At 41.0% G+C, this 23,136-nt stretch carries 29 protein-coding genes; all 29 read left to right on the top strand.

Going from position 1 to position 23,136, the window contains the following annotated elements; translation table 11 throughout:
• The first annotated feature begins 67 nt into the window (after positions 1-67).
• The 29 genes from rpoB (at position 68) to secY (ending at position 23,118) form a co-directional block, all read left to right on the top strand.
• On the top strand, positions 68-3,601 hold the full coding sequence (gene rpoB, locus COL05_RS17720) for a DNA-directed RNA polymerase subunit beta (protein WP_000147554.1): 3,534 nt from the start codon (positions 68-70) through the stop codon (positions 3,599-3,601).
• 37 nt (positions 3,602-3,638) lie between these two features.
• Positions 3,639-7,250 carry a DNA-directed RNA polymerase subunit beta' gene (rpoC, locus tag COL05_RS17715; protein WP_000567937.1) on the top strand — a complete coding sequence of 1,204 codons (3,612 nt, stop codon included), beginning with the start codon at positions 3,639-3,641 and terminating at the stop codon, positions 7,248-7,250.
• Positions 7,251-7,363: 113 nt separating this feature from the next.
• A complete protein-coding gene (locus COL05_RS17710) occupies positions 7,364-7,612 on the top strand; it encodes a 50S ribosomal protein L7ae-like protein (RefSeq protein WP_000121830.1) in 249 nt (82 codons plus the stop codon).
• Between the two features lie 114 nt (positions 7,613-7,726).
• Positions 7,727-8,149: a 30S ribosomal protein S12 gene (rpsL, locus tag COL05_RS17705; protein ID WP_001142340.1), complete on the top strand. Its 423-nt coding sequence runs from the start codon at positions 7,727-7,729 to the stop codon at positions 8,147-8,149.
• 29 nt (positions 8,150-8,178) lie between these two features.
• Complete coding sequence (gene rpsG / locus COL05_RS17700) at positions 8,179-8,649, top strand: 30S ribosomal protein S7 (protein ID WP_001137493.1); 471 nt, start codon at positions 8,179-8,181, stop codon at positions 8,647-8,649.
• A gap of 208 nt (positions 8,650-8,857) precedes the next feature.
• On the top strand, positions 8,858-10,936 hold the full coding sequence (fusA, locus tag COL05_RS17695) for an elongation factor G (RefSeq protein WP_000090372.1): 2,079 nt from the start codon (positions 8,858-8,860) through the stop codon (positions 10,934-10,936).
• A 117-nt stretch (positions 10,937-11,053) separates the two neighbouring features.
• A complete protein-coding gene (gene tuf, locus COL05_RS17690) occupies positions 11,054-12,241 on the top strand; it encodes an elongation factor Tu (protein WP_001029614.1) in 1,188 nt (395 codons plus the stop codon).
• A 398-nt stretch (positions 12,242-12,639) separates the two neighbouring features.
• Entirely contained in the window at positions 12,640-12,948 is a 309-nt protein-coding gene (gene rpsJ / locus COL05_RS17685; RefSeq protein WP_001040596.1) for a 30S ribosomal protein S10, read from the top strand.
• Between the two features lie 34 nt (positions 12,949-12,982).
• Positions 12,983-13,615: a 50S ribosomal protein L3 gene (rplC, locus tag COL05_RS17680; RefSeq protein WP_000160207.1), complete on the top strand. Its 633-nt coding sequence runs from the start codon at positions 12,983-12,985 to the stop codon at positions 13,613-13,615.
• Positions 13,616-13,640: 25 nt separating this feature from the next.
• On the top strand, positions 13,641-14,264 hold the full coding sequence (gene rplD, locus COL05_RS17675; RefSeq protein WP_001127258.1) for a 50S ribosomal protein L4: 624 nt from the start codon (positions 13,641-13,643) through the stop codon (positions 14,262-14,264).
• The gene (rplW, locus tag COL05_RS17670) at positions 14,264-14,554 is read left to right on the top strand and encodes a 50S ribosomal protein L23 (protein ID WP_001205558.1); all 291 of its coding nucleotides are present in this window, start codon (positions 14,264-14,266) and stop codon (positions 14,552-14,554) included. The genes rplD and rplW overlap by 1 nt, the downstream gene beginning before the upstream one ends.
• 28 nt (positions 14,555-14,582) lie before the next feature.
• Positions 14,583-15,413 (top strand): 50S ribosomal protein L2, encoded by an 831-nt coding sequence (gene rplB / locus COL05_RS17665; protein ID WP_098669542.1) that lies wholly within the window; start codon positions 14,583-14,585, stop codon positions 15,411-15,413.
• A gap of 60 nt (positions 15,414-15,473) precedes the next feature.
• Positions 15,474-15,752 carry a 30S ribosomal protein S19 gene (gene rpsS / locus COL05_RS17660; protein ID WP_098669541.1) on the top strand — a complete coding sequence of 93 codons (279 nt, stop codon included), beginning with the start codon at positions 15,474-15,476 and terminating at the stop codon, positions 15,750-15,752.
• 17 nt (positions 15,753-15,769) lie between these two features.
• Complete coding sequence (gene rplV, locus COL05_RS17655; RefSeq protein ID WP_001148024.1) at positions 15,770-16,111, top strand: 50S ribosomal protein L22; 342 nt, start codon at positions 15,770-15,772, stop codon at positions 16,109-16,111.
• A gap of 3 nt (positions 16,112-16,114) precedes the next feature.
• Positions 16,115-16,774: a 30S ribosomal protein S3 gene (gene rpsC, locus COL05_RS17650; protein ID WP_000529956.1), complete on the top strand. Its 660-nt coding sequence runs from the start codon at positions 16,115-16,117 to the stop codon at positions 16,772-16,774.
• Position 16,775: 1 nt separating this feature from the next.
• The gene (rplP, locus tag COL05_RS17645) at positions 16,776-17,210 is read left to right on the top strand and encodes a 50S ribosomal protein L16 (RefSeq protein WP_000928971.1); all 435 of its coding nucleotides are present in this window, start codon (positions 16,776-16,778) and stop codon (positions 17,208-17,210) included.
• The gene (gene rpmC / locus COL05_RS17640; protein WP_000855718.1) at positions 17,200-17,400 is read left to right on the top strand and encodes a 50S ribosomal protein L29; all 201 of its coding nucleotides are present in this window, start codon (positions 17,200-17,202) and stop codon (positions 17,398-17,400) included. The genes rplP and rpmC overlap by 11 nt, the downstream gene beginning before the upstream one ends.
• Positions 17,401-17,420: 20 nt before the next feature.
• On the top strand, positions 17,421-17,684 hold the full coding sequence (rpsQ, locus tag COL05_RS17635) for a 30S ribosomal protein S17 (RefSeq protein WP_000004106.1): 264 nt from the start codon (positions 17,421-17,423) through the stop codon (positions 17,682-17,684).
• A gap of 43 nt (positions 17,685-17,727) precedes the next feature.
• Positions 17,728-18,096 (top strand): 50S ribosomal protein L14, encoded by a 369-nt coding sequence (gene rplN, locus COL05_RS17630; protein ID WP_000615912.1) that lies wholly within the window; start codon positions 17,728-17,730, stop codon positions 18,094-18,096.
• Positions 18,097-18,134: 38 nt separating this feature from the next.
• Positions 18,135-18,446 carry a 50S ribosomal protein L24 gene (gene rplX, locus COL05_RS17625; RefSeq protein ID WP_000558200.1) on the top strand — a complete coding sequence of 104 codons (312 nt, stop codon included), beginning with the start codon at positions 18,135-18,137 and terminating at the stop codon, positions 18,444-18,446.
• 26 nt (positions 18,447-18,472) lie between these two features.
• Entirely contained in the window at positions 18,473-19,012 is a 540-nt protein-coding gene (rplE, locus tag COL05_RS17620) for a 50S ribosomal protein L5 (protein ID WP_098669540.1), read from the top strand.
• Between the two features lie 33 nt (positions 19,013-19,045).
• Positions 19,046-19,231 carry a 30S ribosomal protein S14 gene (gene rpsN / locus COL05_RS17615; RefSeq protein WP_001085700.1) on the top strand — a complete coding sequence of 62 codons (186 nt, stop codon included), beginning with the start codon at positions 19,046-19,048 and terminating at the stop codon, positions 19,229-19,231.
• Positions 19,232-19,260: 29 nt separating this feature from the next.
• Entirely contained in the window at positions 19,261-19,659 is a 399-nt protein-coding gene (gene rpsH, locus COL05_RS17610; protein ID WP_000245511.1) for a 30S ribosomal protein S8, read from the top strand.
• Positions 19,660-19,691: 32 nt separating this feature from the next.
• Positions 19,692-20,231: a 50S ribosomal protein L6 gene (gene rplF, locus COL05_RS17605; protein WP_000086558.1), complete on the top strand. Its 540-nt coding sequence runs from the start codon at positions 19,692-19,694 to the stop codon at positions 20,229-20,231.
• A 31-nt stretch (positions 20,232-20,262) separates the two neighbouring features.
• On the top strand, positions 20,263-20,625 hold the full coding sequence (gene rplR, locus COL05_RS17600; RefSeq protein WP_000628816.1) for a 50S ribosomal protein L18: 363 nt from the start codon (positions 20,263-20,265) through the stop codon (positions 20,623-20,625).
• A 21-nt stretch (positions 20,626-20,646) separates the two neighbouring features.
• Positions 20,647-21,147 carry a 30S ribosomal protein S5 gene (gene rpsE, locus COL05_RS17595; protein ID WP_000554646.1) on the top strand — a complete coding sequence of 167 codons (501 nt, stop codon included), beginning with the start codon at positions 20,647-20,649 and terminating at the stop codon, positions 21,145-21,147.
• 13 nt (positions 21,148-21,160) lie between these two features.
• A complete protein-coding gene (gene rpmD, locus COL05_RS17590) occupies positions 21,161-21,343 on the top strand; it encodes a 50S ribosomal protein L30 (protein ID WP_001085234.1) in 183 nt (60 codons plus the stop codon).
• Between the two features lie 33 nt (positions 21,344-21,376).
• Entirely contained in the window at positions 21,377-21,817 is a 441-nt protein-coding gene (rplO, locus tag COL05_RS17585; RefSeq protein WP_000766080.1) for a 50S ribosomal protein L15, read from the top strand.
• Positions 21,817-23,118 (top strand): preprotein translocase subunit SecY, encoded by a 1,302-nt coding sequence (secY, locus tag COL05_RS17580; protein WP_000490117.1) that lies wholly within the window; start codon positions 21,817-21,819, stop codon positions 23,116-23,118. The genes rplO and secY overlap by 1 nt, the downstream gene beginning before the upstream one ends.
• Positions 23,119-23,136: the final 18 nt, after the last annotated feature.

The following is a 23,136-nucleotide window of genomic DNA, read 5'->3' as shown; positions in this document are numbered from 1 at the left end:
TTTATTTGTGATTTTGCACAAATTTTTTTGTGCATTTATAATACTCATGATTTGAGGGGTGAAGCAGTTGACAGGTCAACTAGTTCAATACGGACGCCACCGCCAACGAAGAAGTTATGCCCGTATTAGTGAAGTATTAGAGTTACCAAATCTTATCGAAATTCAAACCTCTTCTTATCAGTGGTTTCTTGATGAGGGTTTGCGAGAAATGTTCCAAGACATTTCTCCGATTGAAGACTTTACGGGAAATCTATCGCTTGAATTTATCGACTACAGCTTGGGTGAACCTAAATACTCTGTAGACGAATGCAAAGAGCGTGATGTGACGTATGCAGCACCACTTCGTGTAAAAGTGCGTCTAATCAACAAGGAAACTGGTGAAGTAAAAGAACAAGATGTGTTCATGGGAGATTTCCCACTCATGACAGAGACTGGAACATTCGTAATTAACGGTGCAGAACGTGTTATCGTTTCCCAGTTAGTTCGCTCTCCAAGCGTATACTATAGTGGCAAAGTGGATAAAAACGGAAAACGTGGTTTTACTGCTACTGTAATTCCAAACCGCGGAGCTTGGTTAGAGTATGAGACAGATGCTAAGGATGTTGTATATGTGCGTATTGACCGTACGCGTAAACTTCCTGTAACTGTTTTGTTACGCGCATTAGGGTTTGGCTCTGATCAAGAAATCACCGAGCTTTTAGGTGATAACGAATACTTAAGCAACACATTAGAAAAAGACAACACAGATAGCACAGAAAAAGCATTGCTTGAAATTTATGAGCGTCTACGTCCTGGTGAACCACCAACAGTAGAAAATGCTAAGAGCTTACTTGTGTCTCGTTTCTTCGATCCAAAGCGCTACGATTTAGCAAATGTAGGTCGCTACAAGATCAACAAGAAGTTACACATTAAAAACAGATTGTTTAATCAACGTTTAGCTGAAACATTAGTGGATCCAGAAACTGGTGAAATTTTAGCGGCAGAAGGAACAATCTTAGATCGTCGTACACTTGATCGCATTTTACCTTACTTAGAGAAAAACATTGGATTCAAAACAGCGAAACCAATGGGTGGAGTGGTAGAAGGCGATGTTGAGCTGCAATCTATTAAGATTTATGCTCCTGAGTCGGAAGGCGAACGCGTAATTAACGTAATTGGTAATGCAAATATTACTCGCGATGTAAAACACATCACACCAGGTGATATTCTTGCTTCTATCAGTTACTTCTTCAACCTACTATACAAAGTAGGGGATACAGATGATATCGACCATTTAGGAAACCGTCGTCTGCGTTCCGTTGGAGAACTATTACAAAATCAATTCCGTATCGGTCTTTCTCGTATGGAACGTGTTGTTCGTGAGAGAATGTCGATCCAAGATACAAATGCAATTACACCACAGGCGCTAATTAACATTCGTCCTGTTATTGCATCTATTAAAGAGTTCTTCGGAAGTTCTCAGTTATCTCAGTTCATGGACCAAACAAACCCATTAGCAGAGTTAACTCACAAACGAAGACTATCTGCATTAGGACCGGGTGGTTTAACGCGTGAGCGCGCAGGCTTTGAAGTGCGTGACGTTCACTACTCTCACTATGGTCGTATGTGTCCAATTGAAACACCAGAGGGACCAAACATCGGTTTGATTAACTCATTATCTTCGTTCGCGAAAGTAAATGAGTTTGGTTTCATTGAAACACCATACCGTCGTGTTGACCCAGAAACTGGTCTTGTAACAGGGCATGTTGATTATTTAACAGCAGATGAAGAAGATAATTATGTTGTAGCCCAAGCGAACATGAAGTTATCGGAAGAAGGAGAATTCCTTGATGAAGATATCGTAGCTCGTTTCCGTGGTGAAAACATTGTCACAAATAAAGAACGCATCGACTACATGGATGTATCACCAAAACAAGTAGTGTCGGCAGCGACAGCTTGTATTCCGTTCTTAGAAAACGATGACTCTAACCGCGCACTTATGGGAGCGAACATGCAACGTCAGGCGGTTCCGTTAATGAATCCGGAATCTCCGATTGTAGGTACAGGTATGGAGTACGTATCAGCAAAAGACTCAGGTGCTGCAGTAATCTGTAAACACCCTGGTATTGTTGAGCGCGTAGAAGCACGTGAAGTTTGGGTACGTCGCTATGTAGAAGTTGACGGTCAAACAGTAAAAGGCGATTTAGATCGCTACAAAATGCAAAAATTCATTCGTTCTAACCAAGGAACTTGCTACAACCAACGTCCAATCGTAAGTGTTGGAAATGAAGTTGTAAAAGGTGAAATCCTTGCGGATGGTCCTTCTATGGAATTAGGTGAACTAGCACTTGGACGTAACGTGCTTGTTGGCTTCATGACTTGGGACGGTTATAACTACGAGGATGCGATCATCATGAGTGAGCGCCTTGTAAAAGATGATGTGTACACTTCTATTCATATTGAAGAATATGAGTCAGAAGCTCGTGATACGAAGCTTGGACCAGAAGAAATTACACGTGACATTCCAAACGTTGGGGAAGATGCATTACGTAACCTTGACGAGCGCGGTATCATTCGCGTTGGTGCGGAAGTAAAAGATGGAGATTTACTTGTTGGTAAAGTAACACCTAAAGGTGTAACAGAATTAACAGCTGAAGAACGTCTATTACATGCAATCTTTGGAGAAAAAGCACGTGAAGTACGTGATACATCACTACGTGTACCACACGGTGGTGGCGGTATTATCTTAGACGTAAAAGTATTCAACCGCGAAGATGGCGATGAATTGCCACCAGGCGTGAATCAACTTGTACGTGCATATATCGTTCAAAAACGTAAAATTTCTGAAGGTGACAAGATGGCCGGACGTCACGGTAACAAAGGTGTTATCTCTCGTATTTTACCAGAAGAAGATATGCCTTACTTACCAGACGGTACGCCAATCGATATCATGTTAAACCCATTAGGGGTACCATCTCGTATGAATATCGGTCAGGTATTAGAGCTCCATCTTGGTATGGCAGCAAGATACCTTGGCATTCACATTGCAACACCAGTATTCGATGGTGCTCGTGAGGAAGATGTTTGGGGCACAATTGAAGAAGCTGGTATGGCAAATGACGCGAAAACAATCCTGTATGACGGACGTACTGGTGAACCATTCGATAACCGCGTATCTGTTGGTGTCATGTATATGATCAAACTTGCGCACATGGTTGACGATAAACTTCATGCTCGTTCTACTGGACCATACTCACTTGTAACGCAGCAGCCTCTTGGAGGTAAAGCTCAGTTCGGTGGACAGCGTTTCGGTGAGATGGAGGTTTGGGCACTTGAAGCTTACGGTGCTGCTTATACTCTTCAAGAAATCTTAACAGTGAAGTCTGATGATGTTGTTGGACGTGTTAAGACGTATGAAGCAATTGTTAAAGGCGAAAATGTTCCAGAACCAGGCGTTCCTGAATCATTCAAAGTATTGATTAAAGAGCTGCAAAGTTTAGGTATGGACGTTAAAATGATGTCTAGCGACGATACAGAAATTGAAATGCGTGATACGGAAGATGACGATGATCATCAATCAGCAGATAAATTGAATGTCGAAGTTGAGACAACTAAGGAATAATTGGGATAACCTGTAGACTAAAAGGGAGGTAGGCCCCTTGATAGATGTAAATAACTTTGAATATATGAAGATTGGACTTGCTTCACCTGACAAGATTCGTTCTTGGTCATACGGTGAAGTTAAGAAACCAGAAACAATTAACTATCGTACGTTAAAGCCTGAAAAAGATGGCTTGTTCTGTGAGCGTATTTTCGGACCACAAAAGGACTGGGAATGTCATTGCGGAAAATACAAACGTGTACGTTATAAAGGTGTAGTTTGTGATCGATGTGGCGTTGAAGTAACGCGTGCAAAAGTACGTCGTGAACGTATGGGTCATATCGAATTAGCTGCTCCTGTATCTCATATTTGGTATTTCAAAGGTATCCCGAGCCGCATGGGACTTGTCTTAGACATGTCCCCTCGCGCGCTTGAAGAAGTAATTTATTTCGCTTCTTATGTTGTAACAGAAAGTGGAGATACACCACTTGATAAGAAGCAATTACTTTCTGAAAAAGAATACCGTGCATATCGTGATCGATATGGTAGCACATTCCAAGCTGCTATGGGTGCAGAAGCGATTAAAAAGCTATTGCAAGACATCGATTTAGATAAAGAAGTAGACTTCTTAAAAGAAGAATTAAAAACAGCACAAGGACAACGCCGTACTCGTGCTATTAAACGTCTAGAAGTATTAGAAGCATTCCGTAACTCTGGAAATGAGCCATCTTGGATGATCTTAGATGTTCTACCAGTAATTCCACCAGAACTACGCCCAATGGTACAGTTAGATGGTGGACGTTTTGCTACTTCTGACTTAAACGACTTATACCGTCGTGTAATTAACCGTAATAACCGTTTAAAACGTCTATTGGACTTAGGTGCACCAAGCATTATCGTTCAAAACGAAAAACGTATGTTACAAGAAGCTGTAGACGCATTAATCGATAATGGTCGTCGTGGCCGTCCAGTTACTGGACCAGGTAACCGTCCATTAAAATCACTATCTCATATGCTTAAAGGTAAACAAGGACGTTTCCGTCAAAACTTATTAGGTAAACGTGTTGACTACTCTGGACGTTCTGTAATCGTTGTAGGACCGAACTTAAAGATGTATCAATGTGGATTACCGAAAGAGATGGCGCTTGAATTGTTCAAACCTTTCGTAATGAAAGAGTTAGTTGAAAAAGGATTAGCACACAACATTAAGAGTGCGAAACGTAAAATCGAGCGTGTACAACCTGAAGTTTGGGACGTTTTAGAATCTGTGATTAAAGAACATCCAGTACTTCTAAACCGCGCACCAACACTTCACCGTCTTGGTATTCAGGCGTTTGAACCTACATTAGTAGAAGGTCGCGCAATCCGTCTTCACCCACTTGTATGTACTGCATACAACGCGGACTTTGACGGTGACCAAATGGCCGTTCACGTACCTTTATCATCAGAAGCACAAGCAGAAGCTCGTCTTCTTATGTTAGCGGCACAAAACATCTTGAACCCGAAAGACGGAAAACCAGTTGTTACTCCATCTCAGGATATGGTATTAGGTAACTACTACTTAACACTTGAGCGTGAAGGCGCAATCGGTGAAGGTATGGTCTTCAAAGATGCGAACGAAGCATTACTTGCATACCAAAATGGATATGTACATCTTCATACACGTGTTGCAGTAGCTGCAAGCGCAGTAAACAACGCAACATTTACTGAAGAGCAAAAGAGTATGCTTCTATTAACAACAGTTGGTAAATTAATATTCAACGAAATCTTACCAGAGTCGTTCCCTTATATTAATGAACCAACAAATTCAAACCTTGAAAAAGAAACACCAGCGAAATATTTCGTTGAAAAAGGTGCGAACATTAAAGAAATTATTGCTAGTCGCGAAGAAGTGGCGCCATTTAGTAAGAAAATCCTTGGTAACATCATTGCGGAAGTGTTTAAACGTTTCAAAATTACAGAAACGTCTCGCATGCTTGACCGTATGAAAAACTTAGGATTCAAATACTCTACAAAAGCTGGTATTACAGTTGGGGTATCTGACATTCTTGTATTAGGCGAAAAAGATGAAATTCTCCACGAAGCACAAGCAAAAGTAGATAATGTAATTAAACAATTCCGTCGCGGTTTAATCACGGAAGAAGAACGTTACGATCGCGTTATCTCTATTTGGAGTAATGCAAAAGATGTTATCCAAGGAAAACTGATGAAGTCCTTGAATAAACGCAACCCAATCTTCATGATGAGTGATTCCGGTGCCCGTGGTAACGCATCGAACTTTACTCAGCTTGCTGGTATGCGTGGTCTGATGGCCAATCCATCTGGTCGTATCATCGAACTTCCGATCAAATCAAGTTTCCGTGAAGGTTTAACAGTACTTGAGTACTTCATTTCTACGCATGGTGCGCGTAAAGGTCTTGCCGATACAGCACTTAAAACTGCCGATTCTGGTTACTTAACACGTCGTCTTGTTGACGTTGCACAAGATGTAATCGTTCGTGAAGATGATTGTGGAACAGATCGTGGTTTATTAATTGGTGCGATTAAAGAGGGTAATGAAGTTATTGAGTCATTATATGATCGTCTTGTTGGACGTTTTGCAAGAAAAACTGTAAAACATCCTGAAACAGGTGAAGTATTAGTTGCTGAAAATCAATTAATTACTGAAGATATCGCTCATATCGTTGAGAATTCGGGTGTTGAAACTGTAAACATTCGTTCAGCGTTCACGTGTAACACTCGCCATGGTGTATGTAAGAAGTGTTACGGTCGTAACTTAGCAACTGGAACAGACGTAGAAGTAGGGGAAGCGGTAGGTATTATCGCAGCTCAATCTATCGGTGAGCCAGGTACACAGTTAACGATGCGTACGTTCCATACAGGTGGGGTTGCCGGAGATGATATCACTCAAGGTTTACCTCGTATCCAAGAGATCTTCGAAGCTCGTAATCCGAAAGGTCAGGCAGTTATCAGTGAAATCGACGGTGTTATCGCAGCGATCAACGATGTTAAAGATCGCCAAGAAGTAGTTGTACAGGGTGAAGTTGAAGCTCGTACGTATGCTATTCCTTATGGTGCTCGTCTGAAAGTAATTCCAGGACAGAAAATTAGCCACGGTAAAGAGTTAACAGAAGGTTCTATTGATCCGAAAGAATTACTAAAAGTAACGGACATTACGGCAGTTCAAGAATACTTATTACGTGAAGTTCAAAAAGTATACCGTATGCAAGGGGTAGAAATTGGTGACAAGCACGTAGAAGTAATGGTACGCCAAATGTTACGTAAAGTTCGCGTAAGTGATGCAGGTGAAACAGATGTATTACCAGGAACGTTACTAGATATCCATCAGTTTACTGATGCGAATGCGAAGGTGTTACTGCAAGGTAAACAACCAGCAACAGCTAGACCTGTTCTACTTGGTATTACAAAAGCTTCACTTGAAACAGATTCATTCCTATCTGCAGCATCGTTCCAAGAAACAACTCGTGTCTTAACTGATGCAGCGATTAAGGGTAAACGTGATGAGCTTCTAGGATTGAAAGAAAATGTTATTATCGGTAAACTTGTTCCTGCTGGAACAGGTATGAATCGTTATCGCAAAGTGGATCTTGTTAAAACAACACAAGATGACATGAATGTAGAAAACGATGAAGTTTATGTGGAACAGTAAAATTTTCCGTCGTAAATTTTGTATAAAAACAGTTAATCCTAGTTGACATTGTATGAGTCAAAATGTTACTATAAGCAAGGTTGCTCCTGAACGATGCTTTGGAGGATATTTATATGTCTTATCAAAAAGTGTCAAATGCTGAAAATGTGGTCGTTGGTCATAAACGCACATTGGAAGCAATCAAAAATGGTATAGTTAAGGAAGTTGTCATTGCAGAAGATGCTGATATGCGGTTAACCCATGTTATTATTCGTACTGCATTGCAACATAACATACCCATAACAAAAGTTGAATCAGTTCGTAAACTTGGAAAAGTTGCGGGGATTCAAGTAGGAGCTTCAGCAATAGGAATAATAAGTTAAAACTGTTTTTGTGAGGAGAGAGCATTTGCTCTCCCTTGCAAAAACTTTGTTTTCAACTAATAATGAACCACCTGGATATGTGGTCATACAAACATGCGAAGGGAGGATAATCAAATGCCTACTATTAACCAATTAGTGAGAAATGGTCGTACTGATAAAGTATGGAAATCTAAATCACCTGCGTTAAACAAAGGTTTTAACTCTTTAAAGAAAAAATCAACTGATATCTCTGCACCTCAAAAACGTGGTGTATGTACTCGTGTTGGTACAATGACTCCAAAGAAACCTAACTCAGCGTTACGTAAATATGCTCGTGTTCGTTTAACAAATGGTATTGAGGTAACAGCATACATCCCAGGTATCGGTCACAACTTACAAGAGCACAGCGTAGTATTAATTCGCGGTGGTCGTGTAAAAGACTTACCAGGGGTACGTTACCACATCGTTCGTGGTGCGCTTGATACAGCTGGTGTTGACAAGCGTATGCAAGGCCGTTCTAAATACGGTACTAAAAAGCCAAAAGCGGCTAAGAAATAATAACTTTTTAATGAAAGGAGGAACTCAATATGCCTCGTAAAGGACCTGTTGCAAAACGTGACGTGTTACCAGATCCAATGTACAATTCGAAACTAGTAACACGCCTTATCAACAAAATGATGGTTGACGGTAAAAAAGGTAAATCTCAAACAATTCTTTATAATGCGTTCGATATCGTAAGCGAACGTACTGGTAAAGAGCCAATGGAAGTATTCGAGCAAGCTCTTAAGAACATTATGCCTGTTCTTGAAGTACGCGCTCGTCGTGTTGGTGGTGCTAACTACCAAGTTCCAGTTGAGGTTCGTCCAGAACGCCGTACAACTTTAGGTCTTCGTTGGTTAGTAAACTACGCTCGTCTTCGTGGTGAAAAAACTATGGAAGAGCGTCTTGCTAACGAAATCTTAGATGCAGCTAACAACGCTGGTGCATCTGTTAAGAAACGTGAAGACACTCATAAAATGGCAGAAGCTAACAAAGCATTTGCTCATTACCGTTGGTAGGATTCAACGTAAAATAAATGTAAGCATAAACCGCTTTATTTGTCGCTTATGGAAGTGTGGAGAGGGAGAATGCCTCTCCCTTTCGTTGGGCGCTCGTTTTACATAATGAGGGTACTGGACATACTGACATGTGTAACAATATAAAGTGGCTTTTTTGCTACTTAAAATAAAAAAATCCAATCCATATATGGAAGGAGCAAGACACCAAATGGCAAGAGAGTTCTCTTTAGAAAACACTCGTAATATTGGTATCATGGCTCACATCGATGCTGGTAAAACAACAGCTACTGAGCGTATTCTGTACTACACAGGACGTATTCACAAAATCGGTGAAACTCACGAAGGTGCATCTCAGATGGACTGGATGGAGCAAGAGCAAGAGCGTGGTATCACAATTACTTCTGCTGCAACTACAGCACAATGGAAAGGTCACCGTGTAAACATCATTGACACTCCAGGTCACGTAGATTTCACAGTAGAAGTAGAACGTTCTTTACGCGTACTTGATGGCGCAGTAGCAGTACTTGATGCACAATCTGGTGTAGAACCACAAACAGAAACTGTTTGGCGTCAGGCTACTACTTACGGCGTACCTCGTATCGTATTCGTTAACAAAATGGATAAAATCGGTGCAGATTTCTTATACTCTGTAGGAACAATCCACGATCGTTTACAAGCAAACGCACACCCAATTCAGTTACCAATCGGTGCTGAAGATGAGTTCAATGGTATCATTGACCTTGTTGAAGAATGTGCTTACATGTACGGTAACGATTTAGGAACAGACATTCAACGTGTTGAAATTCCTGAAGAGCACAAAGAACTAGCTGAAGAATACCGTGGAAAACTTATTGAAGCGGTAGCTGAGCTTGATGAAGAAATGATGATGAAGTACCTAGAAGGTGAAGAAATCACTGTAGAAGAGCTTAAAGCTGGTATCCGTAAGGCTACAACTTCTGTAGAATTCTTCCCAGTAATCTGTGGTTCTGCATTCAAAAACAAAGGTGTTCAAATTCTGTTAGACGCAGTTATCGACTACCTACCATCTCCATTAGATGTACCTGCAATCAAAGGTACTCTTCCGGATACAGATGAAGAAGTAGAACGTAAGTCTAGCGATGAAGAGCCTTTCTCAGCTCTAGCATTCAAAATCATGACTGACCCTTATGTTGGTAAGTTAACATTCTTCCGTGTGTACTCTGGTGTGTTAAACTCCGGATCATACGTGAAAAACTCAACTAAAGGTAAGCGTGAGCGTGTAGGTCGTATCCTACAAATGCACGCTAACAGCCGTGAAGAGATTTCAACAGTTTACGCTGGTGATATCGCTGCTGCTGTAGGTTTAAAAGATACTACTACTGGTGATACTCTTTGTGACGAGAAGAGCCTTGTTATCCTTGAGTCTATGGAATTCCCAGAGCCAGTTATCTCTGTAGCTATCGAACCAAAATCAAAAGCTGACCAAGATAAAATGGGTACAGCATTATCTAAGCTTTCTGAAGAAGATCCAACATTCCGTGCTCACACTGACCAAGAAACTGGCCAAACAATCATCGCTGGTATGGGTGAACTTCACCTTGATATCATCGTTGACCGTATGCGCCGTGAATTCAAAGTTGAAGCAAACGTTGGTGCTCCTCAGGTAGCATACCGTGAGACTTTCCGCGCTGCTGCGAAAGTTGAAGGTAAGTTCGCTCGTCAATCTGGTGGACGTGGACAATTCGGTCACGTTTGGATTGAGTTTGAACCTAACGAAGAAGGTAAAGGATTCGAATTCGAAAACAAGATCGTCGGTGGTGTTGTTCCACGTGAATACATCCCAGCTGTAGGCGCAGGTCTTGAAGATGCACTTAAAAATGGTGTACTTGCTGGATATCCAGTAGTAGACATTAAAGCTGCATTAGTTGACGGATCTTACCATGATGTCGATTCATCTGAGATGGCGTTCAAAATCGCTGCATCTATGGCACTTAAAGCTGCGGTTTCTAAATGTAACCCAGTAATTCTTGAGCCAATGATGAAAGTTGAAGTTGTAATTCCTGAAGAGTACATGGGTGACATTATGGGTGACGTAACATCTCGTCGTGGACGTGTAGAAGGTATGGAAGCTCGCGGTAACGCTCAAGTTGTTCGCGCTATGGTTCCACTTTCTGAAATGTTCGGTTATGCAACGTCATTACGTTCTAACACTCAAGGACGCGGAACATTCTCTATGGTGTTTGACCACTATGAAGAAGTACCAAAGTCTGTTTCTGAAGAAATTATCAAAAAAAATAAAGGTGAATAATTGATTTTTATCGATTCTTCACGTATAACTACTTATGTAAGCTTAGAAAGTGGGACGCAAGTTTCGCTTTCTAGCCTAAATATAAAATAACCTATATAAACTAAGGAGGAATTTAGAATGGCTAAAGCTAAATTCGAACGTTCTAAACCCCATGTTAACATCGGTACAATCGGCCACGTTGACCATGGTAAAACTACATTAACTGCTGCGATCACTACAGTACTTGCAAAAGCTGGTGGTGCTGAAGCACGCGGATACGATCAAATCGATGCTGCTCCAGAAGAAAGAGAGCGCGGTATCACAATCTCAACTGCACACGTTGAGTACGAAACTGAAACTCGTCACTATGCACACGTTGACTGCCCAGGTCACGCTGACTATGTTAAAAACATGATCACTGGTGCTGCTCAAATGGACGGCGGTATCTTAGTAGTATCTGCTGCTGATGGCCCAATGCCTCAAACTCGTGAGCACATCCTTCTTTCTCGTCAAGTAGGTGTACCTTACATCGTTGTATTCTTAAACAAATGCGACATGGTAGACGACGAAGAATTATTAGAATTAGTAGAAATGGAAGTTCGCGACCTATTATCTGAATACGGATTCCCAGGCGACGACATTCCTGTAATCAAAGGTTCTGCTCTTAAAGCTCTTCAAGGAGAAGCTGATTGGGAAGCAAAAATCATTGAATTAATGGCTGAAGTTGATGCTTACATCCCAACTCCAGAACGTGAAACTGACAAACCATTCTTAATGCCTGTAGAGGATGTATTCTCTATCACAGGTCGTGGTACAGTTGCTACTGGTCGTGTTGAGCGCGGTATCGTTAAAGTTGGTGACGTAGTAGAAATCATCGGTCTTGCTGAAGAAAATGCTTCTACAACTGTAACTGGTGTAGAGATGTTCCGTAAACTTCTTGACCAAGCTCAAGCTGGAGACAACATCGGTGCTTTACTTCGTGGGGTTGCTCGTGAAGACATCCAACGTGGACAAGTACTTGCAAAAAGCGGTTCTGTAAAAGCTCACGCTAAATTCAAAGCTGAAGTTTTCGTATTATCTAAAGAAGAAGGTGGACGTCACACTCCATTCTTCGCTAACTACCGTCCTCAGTTCTACTTCCGTACAACTGATGTAACTGGTATCATCCAATTACCAGAAGGTACTGAAATGGTAATGCCTGGTGACAACATCGAAATGACTATCGAACTTATCGCTCCAATCGCTATCGAAGAGGGAACTAAATTCTCTATTCGTGAAGGTGGACGTACAGTAGGTTACGGTGTAGTTGCTACTATCGTTGAGTAATCTTAACTGATATAAAAAACCCCGAGGGAAAATCCCTCGGGGTTTTTGTTTGCGTTTCTATAATGAATGAAATCATATTTTTATATTTTGACGAGTTTCTTCTATAGTATATAAAAAGCAATAAACAAAACCCAGAAACTGTAAAGTGAATTCTGGTAGATGAAAACTTGAAATTCTTTAAAGTGCCATGTATAATAGCAAAAGTAGAGAAAAGCAGATGCAAACAAAAAGATGCTTGCATCTAGACGAATAACATTGTATAATAGACAATGTTGGTCTTTGACTGCGATGAAGTGGAAGGTTGCTGACACACCCGGCCGCTTTGCCATGGCATGGTGTGGGGAAATTTCCATGGAGAAGGTCTATTTTAGAAATAGGCGAACGAAGGAGGGAAAATAATGGCAAAAGAAAAAATTCGTATCCGTTTAAAAGCTTACGATCACCGTATTCTTGATCAGTCTGCTGAGAAAATTGTAGAAACAGCTAAGCGTTCTGGGGCAACAGTTTCTGGTCCGATCCCATTACCAACTGAAAAAACTGTTTACACAATTCTTCGTGCTGTTCATAAGTACAAAGATTCTCGTGAGCAATTCGAAATGCGCACGCACAAACGTCTAATCGACATCGTGAGTCCTACTCCACAAACAGTAGATTCATTAATGCGTTTAGACTTACCATCTGGTGTAGATATCGAAATCAAACTATAATTTATATAACTTAAAAATGTAGGAGGTGTAACTCATGACCAAAGGAATCTTAGGAAGAAAGATCGGTATGACTCAAGTATTTGCTGAGAACGGTGAGTTAATCCCAGTAACAGTTATCGCTGCTAATCCAAACGTTGTTCTTCAAAAGAAAACAACTGAAACTGATGGCTACAACGCAATCCAGTTAGGATTTGAAGATAAACGTGAAAAGTTAACTAACAAACCTGAACAAGGCCACACTGCCAAAGCATCTACAACTCCTAAGCGCTTCATTCGCGAAATCCGCGATGCAGACGTGGACGGATTAGAGGTTGGTCAAGAGGTAAAAGTTGACGTATTCGCTACAGGTGAAATCGTTGATGTAACAGGAATTTCTAAAGGTAAAGGTTTCCAAGGTGTTATCAAACGCCACGGACAATCTCGCGGACCTATGTCTCATGGTTCTCGCTATCACCGTCGTCCAGGTTCAATGGGCCCAGTTGCTCCGAACCGTGTATTCAAAGGCAAAAAACTTGCTGGACGTATGGGTGGAGACCAAGTTACTATCCAAAACTTAGAAATCGTTCAAGTTGACACTGAGCGCAACTTATTATTAGTAAAAGGTAACGTTCCAGGTGCTAAGAAATCTCTTGTAGTTGTTCAAGGCGCTGTGAAGGTTAGCAAATAATTCACAATAGGAAGGAGGAATTCCAATGCCAAAAGTTACTGTATATAACCAAACTGGTTCACAGGTTGGTGAAATCGAATTAGCTGAAGCTATTTTCGGTATCGAACCAAATGAAGCTGTACTTTTCGAAGCTGTAATGATGCAACGTGCATCTTTACGTCAAGGTACACACAAAGTAAAAACTCGCTCTGAAGTTCGCGGTGGTGGTCGTAAACCATGGCGTCAAAAAGGAACTGGACGTGCTCGTCAAGGGTCTATCCGCTCTCCTCAATGGCGTGGTGGTGGTACGGTATTCGGACCTACACCAAGAAGCTATGCGTACAAACTTCCTAAGAAAGTTCGTCGTTTAGCAATCAAATCTGCATTAGCTACTAAAGTAGTTGAGAACAACATTGTAGTTCTTGAAGACCTAGTGTTAAATGCACCAAAAACAAAAGACATGCTAGCAGTACTTAAAGGATTAACTGTTGAGAAGAAAGCTCTTATCGTAACTGCTGATGCAAACGAATCTGTAGAGTTATCTGCTCGCAATATCCCTGGAGTAACAGTAATCACTGCTGATGGCGTAAACGTTTTAGACGTGCTTCATCATGATAAGCTAATCATGACAAAAGCGGCAGTGGAAAAAGTAGAGGAGGTGCTTGCATAATGAGAGATCCTCGTGATATCATTAAGCGCCCAGTTATCACTGAACGTTCTATGGAAATGATGGCTGAAAAAAAATACACGTTCGATGTGGACGTTAAATCTAATAAAACAGAAGTTAAAGATGCTCTTGAAGCGATCTTTGGTGTTAAAGTAGAAAAAGTGAACATCATGAACTACAAGCCGAAAGCAAAACGCGTTGGTCGTCACGCTGGTTTTACTAGCCGTCGTCGTAAAGCAATCGTTAAGCTAACTGCTGACAGCAAAGAAATCGAAATCTTCCAAGGCGTTTAATTCTTACTAAAGAAGGAGGGAAATTGAGATGGGAATTAAAAAGTATAATCCAACTACTAACGGTCGTCGTAATATGACTACGAATGATTTCGCTGAAATCACGACTGACAGACCCGAAAAGTCATTACTTGCTCCTTTAAGCAAGAAGGCTGGTCGTAATAACCAAGGTAAAATTACTGTACGTCATCAAGGTGGCGGACATAAGCGTCAATACCGTATCATCGACTTTAAGCGTAACAAAGATGGAATTCCAGGACGCGTTGCTACGATCGAATACGATCCAAACCGCTCTGCGAATATCGCATTAATTAACTACGTTGACGGTGAAAAACGTTACATTCTTGCTCCTAAGAACTTAGAAGTAGGTATGGAAATTATGTCTGGCCCAGAAGCTGACATTAAAATCGGTAACGCATTACCATTAATCAACATTCCAGTAGGTACTGTTGTTCATAACATCGAGCTTAAGCCTGGTCGTGGCGGACAATTAGTTCGTTCTGCTGGTACATCTGCTCAAGTACTTGGTAAAGAAGGTAAATACGTACTTGTACGTTTAACTTCTGGTGAAGTACGTCTTGTATTATCTGCTTGTCGCGCTTCAATCGGTCAAGTAGGTAACGAACAACACGAACTTATCAAAATCGGTAAAGCAGGTCGCTCTCGCTGGTTAGGTAAACGCCCAACAGTTCGTGGTTCTGTAATGAACCCAGTTGATCACCCACACGGTGGTGGTGAAGGACGTTCTCCAATCGGACGTAAGTCTCCAATGTCTCCATGGGGTAAACCAACTCTTGGATTCAAGACTCGTAAGAAAAACAAAGCGTCTGACAAATTCATCGTTCGTCGTCGCAAAAAATAATGGGATTGTAGTACGGTTCATTTCTAGAACCGTACGCCAATCACGAAGGGAGGCACCAAAATGGCTCGTAGCTTAAAAAAAGGACCATTTGTCGATGATCATTTAATGAGCAAAATGGAAAAATTAGTTGCATCTGAGCAAAAACAAGTTGTTAAAACTTGGTCTCGCCGTTCAACAATCTTCCCTCAGTTCATCGGACACACAATCGCTGTATATGACGGTCGTAAACACGTACCTGTGTACATCACTGAGGACATGGTTGGCCACAAGTTAGGTGAATTCGCACCAACTCGTACGTATAAAGGTCATGATGCTGACGATAAGAAAACTAGAAGATAATGAGAGGAGGCACTTCAATGCAAGCTAAAGCAGTAGCGAGAACAGTTCGTATTGCTCCTCGTAAAGTTCGTTTAGTTGTAGACTTAATCCGAGGTAAGCAAGTGGGTGAAGCGATTGCTATCCTTAACCACACACCAAAAACTGCTTCTCCAGTTGTAGAAAAAGTTTTAAAATCTGCAATCGCAAATGCAGAGCACAATTATGAAATGGACATTAACAACCTAGTTGTTGAGAAAGTTTTCGTTGACGAAGGTCCTACGTTAAAACGTTTCCGTCCACGTGCAATGGGTCGTGCAAGCCAAATTAACAAACGCACAAGCCACATCACAGTTGTGGTATCAGAAAAGAAGGAGGGATAATCGATGGGTCAAAAGGTTAATCCAATTGGTCTTCGTGTCGGCGTTATCCGTGACTGGGAATCTCGTTGGTTCGCTGAGAAAGATTACGCTACATTATTACATGAAGACATCAAAATCCGTGAGTACATTAATGTACGCTTAAAAGATTCTGCTGTTGCTAAAGTAGAAATCGAACGTGCAGCAAATCGTGTAAATGTTACAATTCACACTGCAAAACCTGGTATGGTAATTGGTAAAGGTGGTACTGAAGTTGAAGCACTTCGTAAAGCTCTTAACCAATTAACAGGCAAGCGTGTACACATCAACATTTTAGAAGTTAAGAGAGCTGATCTTAACGCTAAATTAGTAGGCGAAAACATCGCTCGTCAATTAGAAAACCGTGTATCATTCCGTCGTGCACAAAAGCAAGTTATTCAACGTGCTATGCGTGCAGGTGCTAAAGGTATTAAAACACAGGTTTCTGGTCGTCTTGGCGGAGCTGATATCGCTCGTGCAGAATCTTACAGTGAAGGAACTGTTCCACTTCATACACTTCGCGCTGATATTGACTATGCAGCAGTTGAAGCTGATACAACATACGGTAAATTAGGCGTAAAAGTATGGATCTACCGTGGAGAAGTCCTTCCTACAAAAAAGAAAGCTTCTGAGGAAGGAGGAAAATAATATGTTAATGCCAAAACGCGTAAAATATCGTAGAGAGCATCGTGGTAAAATGCGTGGTCGTGCTAAAGGTGGAACTGAAGTTGCTTTCGGTGAATTCGGTTTACAAGCACAAGCTGCTTCATGGATTACAAACCGTCAAATCGAAGCTGCTCGTCGTGCAATGACTCGTTACATGAAACGTGGCGGTAAAGTATGGATTAAAATTTTCCCTTCTAAACCTTACACTGCAAAACCTCTAGAAGTACGTATGGGTTCCGGTAAAGGGGCACCAGAAGGCTGGGTAGCAGTAGTAAAACCTGGGAAAATTATGTTCGAAATCGCGGGTGTATCTGAAGAGGTAGCACGCGAAGCATTACGTCTTGCAGCTCACAAGTTACCTGTGAAATGTAAATTCGTAAAACGTGAAGAAAATGGTGGTGAATCTAATGAAAACTAATGATATTCGTGAATTAACCACTGCCGAAATCGAAACAAAAGTTAAAGCTTTAAAGGAAGAGTTGTTTAATCTTCGCTTCCAACTTGCTACAGGACAATTAGAGAATCCAACTCGCATTCGTGAAGTGCGTAAAGCAATTGCTCGTATGAAAACTGTAGTTCGTGAAAGAGAGATCGGAATTAATCGATAAATTGAGGGGAGGTTTGCATAGTGAGCGAACGTAACCAACGCAAAGTTTATACTGGTCGTGTTGTGTCTGACAAAATGGACAAAACGATTACAGTTTTAGTTGAAACTTACAAAACTCATTCCTTGTACGGAAAACGTGTTAAGTATTCTAAGAAGTACAAAGCCCATGATGAGCAAAACCAAGCGAAACTTGGCGATATCGTTAAAATCATGGAAACTCGCCCGCTTTCTGCTACTAAGCGTTTCCGTTTAGTTGAAATCGTTGAAGAAGCGGTTATTATCTAAATAGACGAATCGGAATTTTTAGTCCGAAGGGAGGTTTCATAACATGATCCAACAAGAATCTCGTTTGAAAGTTGCTGACAACTCTGGTGCACGTGAACTTTTAACAATTAAAGTATTAGGCGGCTCTGGTCGTAAATATGCTAACATTGGTGACATTATCGTTGCTACGGTAAAACAAGCAACACCAGGTGGCGTTGTTAAAAAAGGTGACGTTGTTAAAGCAGTAGTAGTACGTACGAAGAGCGGAGCTCGTCGTCCGGACGGTTCTTACATCAAATTTGATGAAAACGCAGCGGTTATCATTAAAGACGATAAGAGCCCACGTGGTACTCGTATCTTCGGACCAGTAGCTCGTGAATTACGTGATAGCAACTTCATGAAGATCGTTTCTTTAGCTCCAGAAGTTCTATAATTTAAGGTATTGCCTTGCTAAGGAGGTGCAGAATTAAGATGCATGTAAAAAAAGGTGATAAAGTACAGGTAATCACTGGTAAAGACAAAGGAAAACAAGGCGTTATCCTTGTGGCTTTCCCAAAGCAAAACCGTGTTATCGTTGAGGGTGTCAATATCGTTAAGAAGCACTCTAAGCCATCTCAATTAAATCCACAAGGTGGAATTATTACTAAAGAAGCACCTATTCACGTTTCTAACGTTATGATTTTAGATCCGAAAACAGGTGAACCTACTCGTGTAGGCTTCAAAGTAGAAGATGGTAAAAAAGTTCGTATTGCAAAAAAATCTGGTGAATTATTAGATAAATAATTTTCTTAAGAAAGGAGGTCACTTCATTGAATCGCCTTAAAGAGAAGTTCCAAAAGGAAATTACTCCTGCTCTAATGAGCAAGTTTAACTATAAATCTGTAATGCAGGTACCAAAAATCGAAAAGATCGTAATCAACACTGGTGTTGGTGACGCGGTATCTAACTCAAAAGCTTTAGACAACGCAGTAGAAGAATTAACACAAATCGCAGGTCAAAAACCTGTTGTAACTCGTGCTAAAAAATCTATCGCTGGTTTCCGTCTTCGTGAAGGTATGCCAATCGGTGCGAAAGTAACTTTACGCGGCGAGCAAATGTATGAGTTCTTCGACAAATTAGTATCAGTTTCTTTACCACGTGTACGTGATTTCCGTGGTGTTTCTAAGAAATCATTCGATGGTCGTGGAAACTACACATTAGGTGTTAAAGAGCAACTTATTTTCCCTGAGATTGATTATGATAAAGTAAGCAAAGTCCGCGGTATGGACATCGTAATCGTTACTACAGCGAAAACTGATGAAGAAGCTCGTGAACTGTTAACACAATTCGGTATGCCATTCCAAAAATAATGGAAGCCAACGCTAAGTAGAGGAGGCGAAAACGTGGCTAAAAAATCTATGATAGCGAAACAAAAGCGTACTCCTAAGTTTAAAGTACAAGAGTATACACGTTGCGAACGCTGCGGTCGTCCGCATTCTGTATACCGCAAATTTAAACTTTGCCGTATTTGTTTCCGTGAACTTGCATATAAAGGTCAAATTCCTGGTGTTAAAAAAGCTAGTTGGTAAAACCCACAAATGGGAAGGAGGTAAAACACATGGTGATGACAGATCCAATTGCAGACATGCTTACTCGCATCCGTAATGCGAACATGGTACGTCATGAGAAATTAGAGGTTCCTGCTTCTAAAATCAAAAAAGAGATCGCTGAACTTTTAAAACGTGAAGGTTTCATTCGTGATGTAGAATACATCGAGGATAACAAACAAGGTATCCTTCGTATTTTCCTGAAATATGGTGCAAACAATGAACGTGTAATCACTGGATTAAAACGTATCAGTAAGCCTGGCTTACGCGTTTACGCTAAAGCTGACGAAGTACCACGTGTACTTAACGGATTAGGTATCGCTCTTGTTTCTACATCTAAGGGAGTAATGACAGACAAAGACGCTCGTCAATTACAAACTGGTGGAGAAGTAGTAGCATACGTTTGGTAATATATATTTAAAACGAACGGAGGTGTGACCACATGTCTCGTATTGGTAAAAAGATTCTTGAAATCCCTGCAGGTGTTACTATTACAGTTGCAGAAGACAATACTGTAACAGTAAAAGGCCCTAAAGGTGAATTAACTCGTACTTTCAATGCTGATATGCTTATCAAAATTGAAGAGAATACATTAACAGTTGAGCGTCCATCTGAACAGAAGGAACACCGTGCATTACACGGTACAACTCGTGCTTTAATCGGAAACATGGTTGAAGGTGTAACTGAAGGTTTCGCACGCGGACTTGAATTAGTCGGTGTTGGTTACCGTGCTCAAAAACAAGGTGATAAACTTGTATTAAGCGTAGGCTATTCTCATCCAGTAGAAATGACTCCGGAAGCAGGTCTTGAAGTTGAAGTACCTGCACCAACAAAGATCGTAATCAAAGGTATCGACAAGCAACGTGTTGGCGAATTCGCTGCTAACATCCGCGCTGTACGTGCTCCTGAGCCTTACAAAGGTAAAGGTATTCGTTACGAAGGCGAAGTTGTTCGTCGTAAAGAAGGTAAAACTGCTAAGTAAACCCGTTAGGTGAGAGAAAGGAGTGACAAGAATGATCACTAAAGCTGATAAAAATGCGACTCGTAAGAAAAGACATGCGCGTGTACGTGCTAAACTTACTGGTACTGCAGAACGTCCACGTTTAAACGTGTTCCGTTCTAACCAACATATTTACGCTCAAGTTATTGATGATGTAAATGGTGTAACGTTAGTAAGTGCATCTACTCTTGATAAAGACCTTGCTCTTAACGGTACTAGCAATATTGAAGCTGCTACGAAAGTTGGAGAATCAGTTGCTAAGCGTGCTGTAGAGAAAGGCGTTAAAGAAGTAGTATTTGATCGCGGTGGTTACTTATACCATGGCCGTGTTAAAGCTCTAGCTGAAGCTGCTCGTGAGGCTGGATTACAATTTTAATGGTCAAAGGAGGGAAAATTGATGCATCGCATTGACCCAAGTAAATTAGAACTTGAAGAACGTGTAGTTACGATAAATCGTGTCGCGAAAGTTGTTAAGGGTGGTCGTCGTTTCCGCTTTGCTGCACTAGTTGTAGTTGGCGATAAAAACGGTCATGTTGGATTCGGTACTGGTAAAGCACAAGAGGTACCAGACGCAATCCGCAAAGCTATCGAAGACGCTAAGAAAAACTTAATCGCTGTACCATTAGTTGGTACAACAATTCCACACACAATCAACGGTCATTTTGGCGCTGGTGAAGTATTCTTAAAGCCTGCTGCTGAGGGTACTGGTGTTATTGCAGGTGGACCTGTTCGTGCGGTCCTTGAATTAGCTGGTGTACAAGATATTCTTTCGAAATCTCTTGGTTCTAACACACCAATCAACATGATTCGCGCTACTGTGAACGGATTAAGCGAACTTAAGCGCGCTGAAGATGTTGCAAAATTACGCGGTAAATCTGTAGAAGAGCTACTAGGTTAAGGAGGGAAAACAAATGGCGAAAAAGTTAGAAATTACCCTCACTCGTAGTGTAATTGGTCGTCCACAAGATCAACGTGCGACGGTAGAAGCTTTAGGTCTTAAAAAGTTGAATTCAACTGTAGTTAAGGAAGAAACTCCTGCTATTCTTGGTATGATCAACAAAGTTTCTCACCTTGTAACTGTAAAAGAAGCTTAAGGATAACTCATTAATATAAGGAGGTGCCTGGGAATGAAACTTCATGAATTAAAACCTGCAGAAGGTTCTCGTAAAGTACGTAACCGTGTCGGTCGTGGTATCGGTTCTGGTAACGGTAAAACTGCTGGTAAAGGTCATAAAGGACAAAACGCACGTTCTGGCGGCGGTGTTCGTCTTGGCTTCGAAGGTGGTCAAACTCCATTATTCCGTCGTTTACCAAAACGCGGCTTCACAAACATTAACCGTAAAGAGTTTGCTATTGTAAACTTATCAACGTTAAATCGTTTTGAAGATGGTACAGAAGTAACACCTGAATTATTGCTGGAAACTGGCGTTATCAGCAAGTTAAACGACGGTGTTAAAATTCTTGCAAGCGGCGCAGTAGAGAAAAAACTAACTGTTAAAGCGCACAAGTTCTCTTCAAGTGCTAAAGAAGCAATTGAAGCAGCTGGTGGATCAGTTGAGGTGATCTAATGTTTCGTACAATCTCCAACTTTATGCGCGTTGCTGAGATAAGACGTAAAATATTATTCACTTTAGCGATGTTAATCGTATTCAGGATTGGCACGTTTATCCCCGTGCCATTTACAAATGGAGACGTACTGAAGGCACAAGATCAATTAAATGCTTTAGGTATTCTAAATACATTTGGCGGTGGAGCCTTGAAAAACTTCTCCATCTTTGCGATGGGAATCATGCCGTATATTACAGCATCCATCATCGTGCAATTATTGCAGATGGATGTTGTTCCTAAATTTTCGGAATGGTCGAAGCAAGGTGAAATGGGCCGTCGTAAATTAACGCAATTCACGCGTTATTTTACAATTGTTCTTGCGTTTATTCAGGGGTTTGGTATGTCAATCGGTTTTAACGGTATGGTAGGTGGACAATTAATTTTGAATCCTGGTTGGAGCACTTATTTATACATTGCTACGGTACTGACTGCTGGTACTGCATTTTTAATGTGGTTAGGCGAACAGATTACAGCTAAAGGTGTAGGTAATGGTATTTCCATCCTTATCTTTGGTGGTATTGCCGCAGCGATCCCAAGTGTTATATCTCAAGTGTATCAGCAACAGTTTCAAAATATCGGAGATCAATTGTTCATGAGTATCGTTAAAGTTGCATTGATCTTACTAGCTGTGCTAGCAGTTATTGTGGGTGTTATTTTCATTCAACAGGCTGTTAGAAAGATCCCAATTCAATATGCGAAGCGTGTAACAGGAGGAAATGGTGGTTATGCTGGAGCACAAAACACACATTTACCGCTTAAGGTAAATAGTGCTGGTGTTATTCCAGTAATTTTTGCTGTTTCATTCTTAATTACGCCTCCGACTATTGCACAGTTCTTCCCGAAACATGATGTATCGCAGTGGATTATTGCTAACTTTAACTATTCTCACCCAGTGGGAATGATCATATATGTTGCGCTCATTGTAGCCTTCACATATTTCTATGCGTTTGTTCAGGTTAATCCAGAACAAATGTCAGAGAATCTAAACAAGCAAGGTGGATATGTTCCAGGTATTCGTCCGGGTAAGAATACGGAACAATATCTAACAAAAATCTTGTATCGTTTGACCTTTGTAGGATCAATTTTCCTAGCAGCGATTGCAATCTTACCAGTTATCTTTACGAAGCTGGGAAATCTTCCTCCATCTGCACAGATCGGTGGAACGAGTATGTTAATCGTTGTCGGCGTTGCTTTAGAAACAATGAAGCAGCTAGAAAGCCAACTGGTAAAACGCCATTACAAAGGGTTTATCAAGCAGTGAGTAAGTGGGAAGTATTGT

Source organism: Bacillus sp. AFS059628, from assembly GCF_002571225.1.
Taxonomy (GTDB): domain Bacteria; phylum Bacillota; class Bacilli; order Bacillales; family Bacillaceae_G; genus Bacillus_A.
The sequence above is the reverse complement of the archived record's forward strand: the minus strand, read 5'-3'. Positions and strand labels throughout refer to the sequence as shown.

Coding starts and splice junctions, on each gene's coding strand:
- rpmD (WP_001085234.1), top strand. CDS start 21,161: ATGGCGAAAAAGTTAGAAATTACCCTCACTCGTAGTGTAATTGGTCGT.
- rpmC (WP_000855718.1), top strand. CDS start 17,200: ATGAAAACTAATGATATTCGTGAATTAACCACTGCCGAAATCGAAACA.
- rpsS (WP_098669541.1), top strand. CDS start 15,474: ATGGCTCGTAGCTTAAAAAAAGGACCATTTGTCGATGATCATTTAATG.
- rpsC (WP_000529956.1), top strand. CDS start 16,115: ATGGGTCAAAAGGTTAATCCAATTGGTCTTCGTGTCGGCGTTATCCGT.
- tuf (WP_001029614.1), top strand. CDS start 11,054: ATGGCTAAAGCTAAATTCGAACGTTCTAAACCCCATGTTAACATCGGT.
- fusA (WP_000090372.1), top strand. CDS start 8,858: ATGGCAAGAGAGTTCTCTTTAGAAAACACTCGTAATATTGGTATCATG.
- rplF (WP_000086558.1), top strand. CDS start 19,692: ATGTCTCGTATTGGTAAAAAGATTCTTGAAATCCCTGCAGGTGTTACT.
- rpsH (WP_000245511.1), top strand. CDS start 19,261: ATGGTGATGACAGATCCAATTGCAGACATGCTTACTCGCATCCGTAAT.
- rplR (WP_000628816.1), top strand. CDS start 20,263: ATGATCACTAAAGCTGATAAAAATGCGACTCGTAAGAAAAGACATGCG.
- rplW (WP_001205558.1), top strand. CDS start 14,264: ATGAGAGATCCTCGTGATATCATTAAGCGCCCAGTTATCACTGAACGT.
- COL05_RS17710 (WP_000121830.1), top strand. CDS start 7,364: ATGTCTTATCAAAAAGTGTCAAATGCTGAAAATGTGGTCGTTGGTCAT.
- rplB (WP_098669542.1), top strand. CDS start 14,583: ATGGGAATTAAAAAGTATAATCCAACTACTAACGGTCGTCGTAATATG.
- rpsE (WP_000554646.1), top strand. CDS start 20,647: ATGCATCGCATTGACCCAAGTAAATTAGAACTTGAAGAACGTGTAGTT.
- rpsL (WP_001142340.1), top strand. CDS start 7,727: ATGCCTACTATTAACCAATTAGTGAGAAATGGTCGTACTGATAAAGTA.
- secY (WP_000490117.1), top strand. CDS start 21,817: ATGTTTCGTACAATCTCCAACTTTATGCGCGTTGCTGAGATAAGACGT.
- rplD (WP_001127258.1), top strand. CDS start 13,641: ATGCCAAAAGTTACTGTATATAACCAAACTGGTTCACAGGTTGGTGAA.
- rplC (WP_000160207.1), top strand. CDS start 12,983: ATGACCAAAGGAATCTTAGGAAGAAAGATCGGTATGACTCAAGTATTT.
- rplP (WP_000928971.1), top strand. CDS start 16,776: ATGTTAATGCCAAAACGCGTAAAATATCGTAGAGAGCATCGTGGTAAA.
- rplN (WP_000615912.1), top strand. CDS start 17,728: ATGATCCAACAAGAATCTCGTTTGAAAGTTGCTGACAACTCTGGTGCA.
- rplO (WP_000766080.1), top strand. CDS start 21,377: ATGAAACTTCATGAATTAAAACCTGCAGAAGGTTCTCGTAAAGTACGT.
- rpsG (WP_001137493.1), top strand. CDS start 8,179: ATGCCTCGTAAAGGACCTGTTGCAAAACGTGACGTGTTACCAGATCCA.
- rplX (WP_000558200.1), top strand. CDS start 18,135: ATGCATGTAAAAAAAGGTGATAAAGTACAGGTAATCACTGGTAAAGAC.
- rpsJ (WP_001040596.1), top strand. CDS start 12,640: ATGGCAAAAGAAAAAATTCGTATCCGTTTAAAAGCTTACGATCACCGT.
- rplV (WP_001148024.1), top strand. CDS start 15,770: ATGCAAGCTAAAGCAGTAGCGAGAACAGTTCGTATTGCTCCTCGTAAA.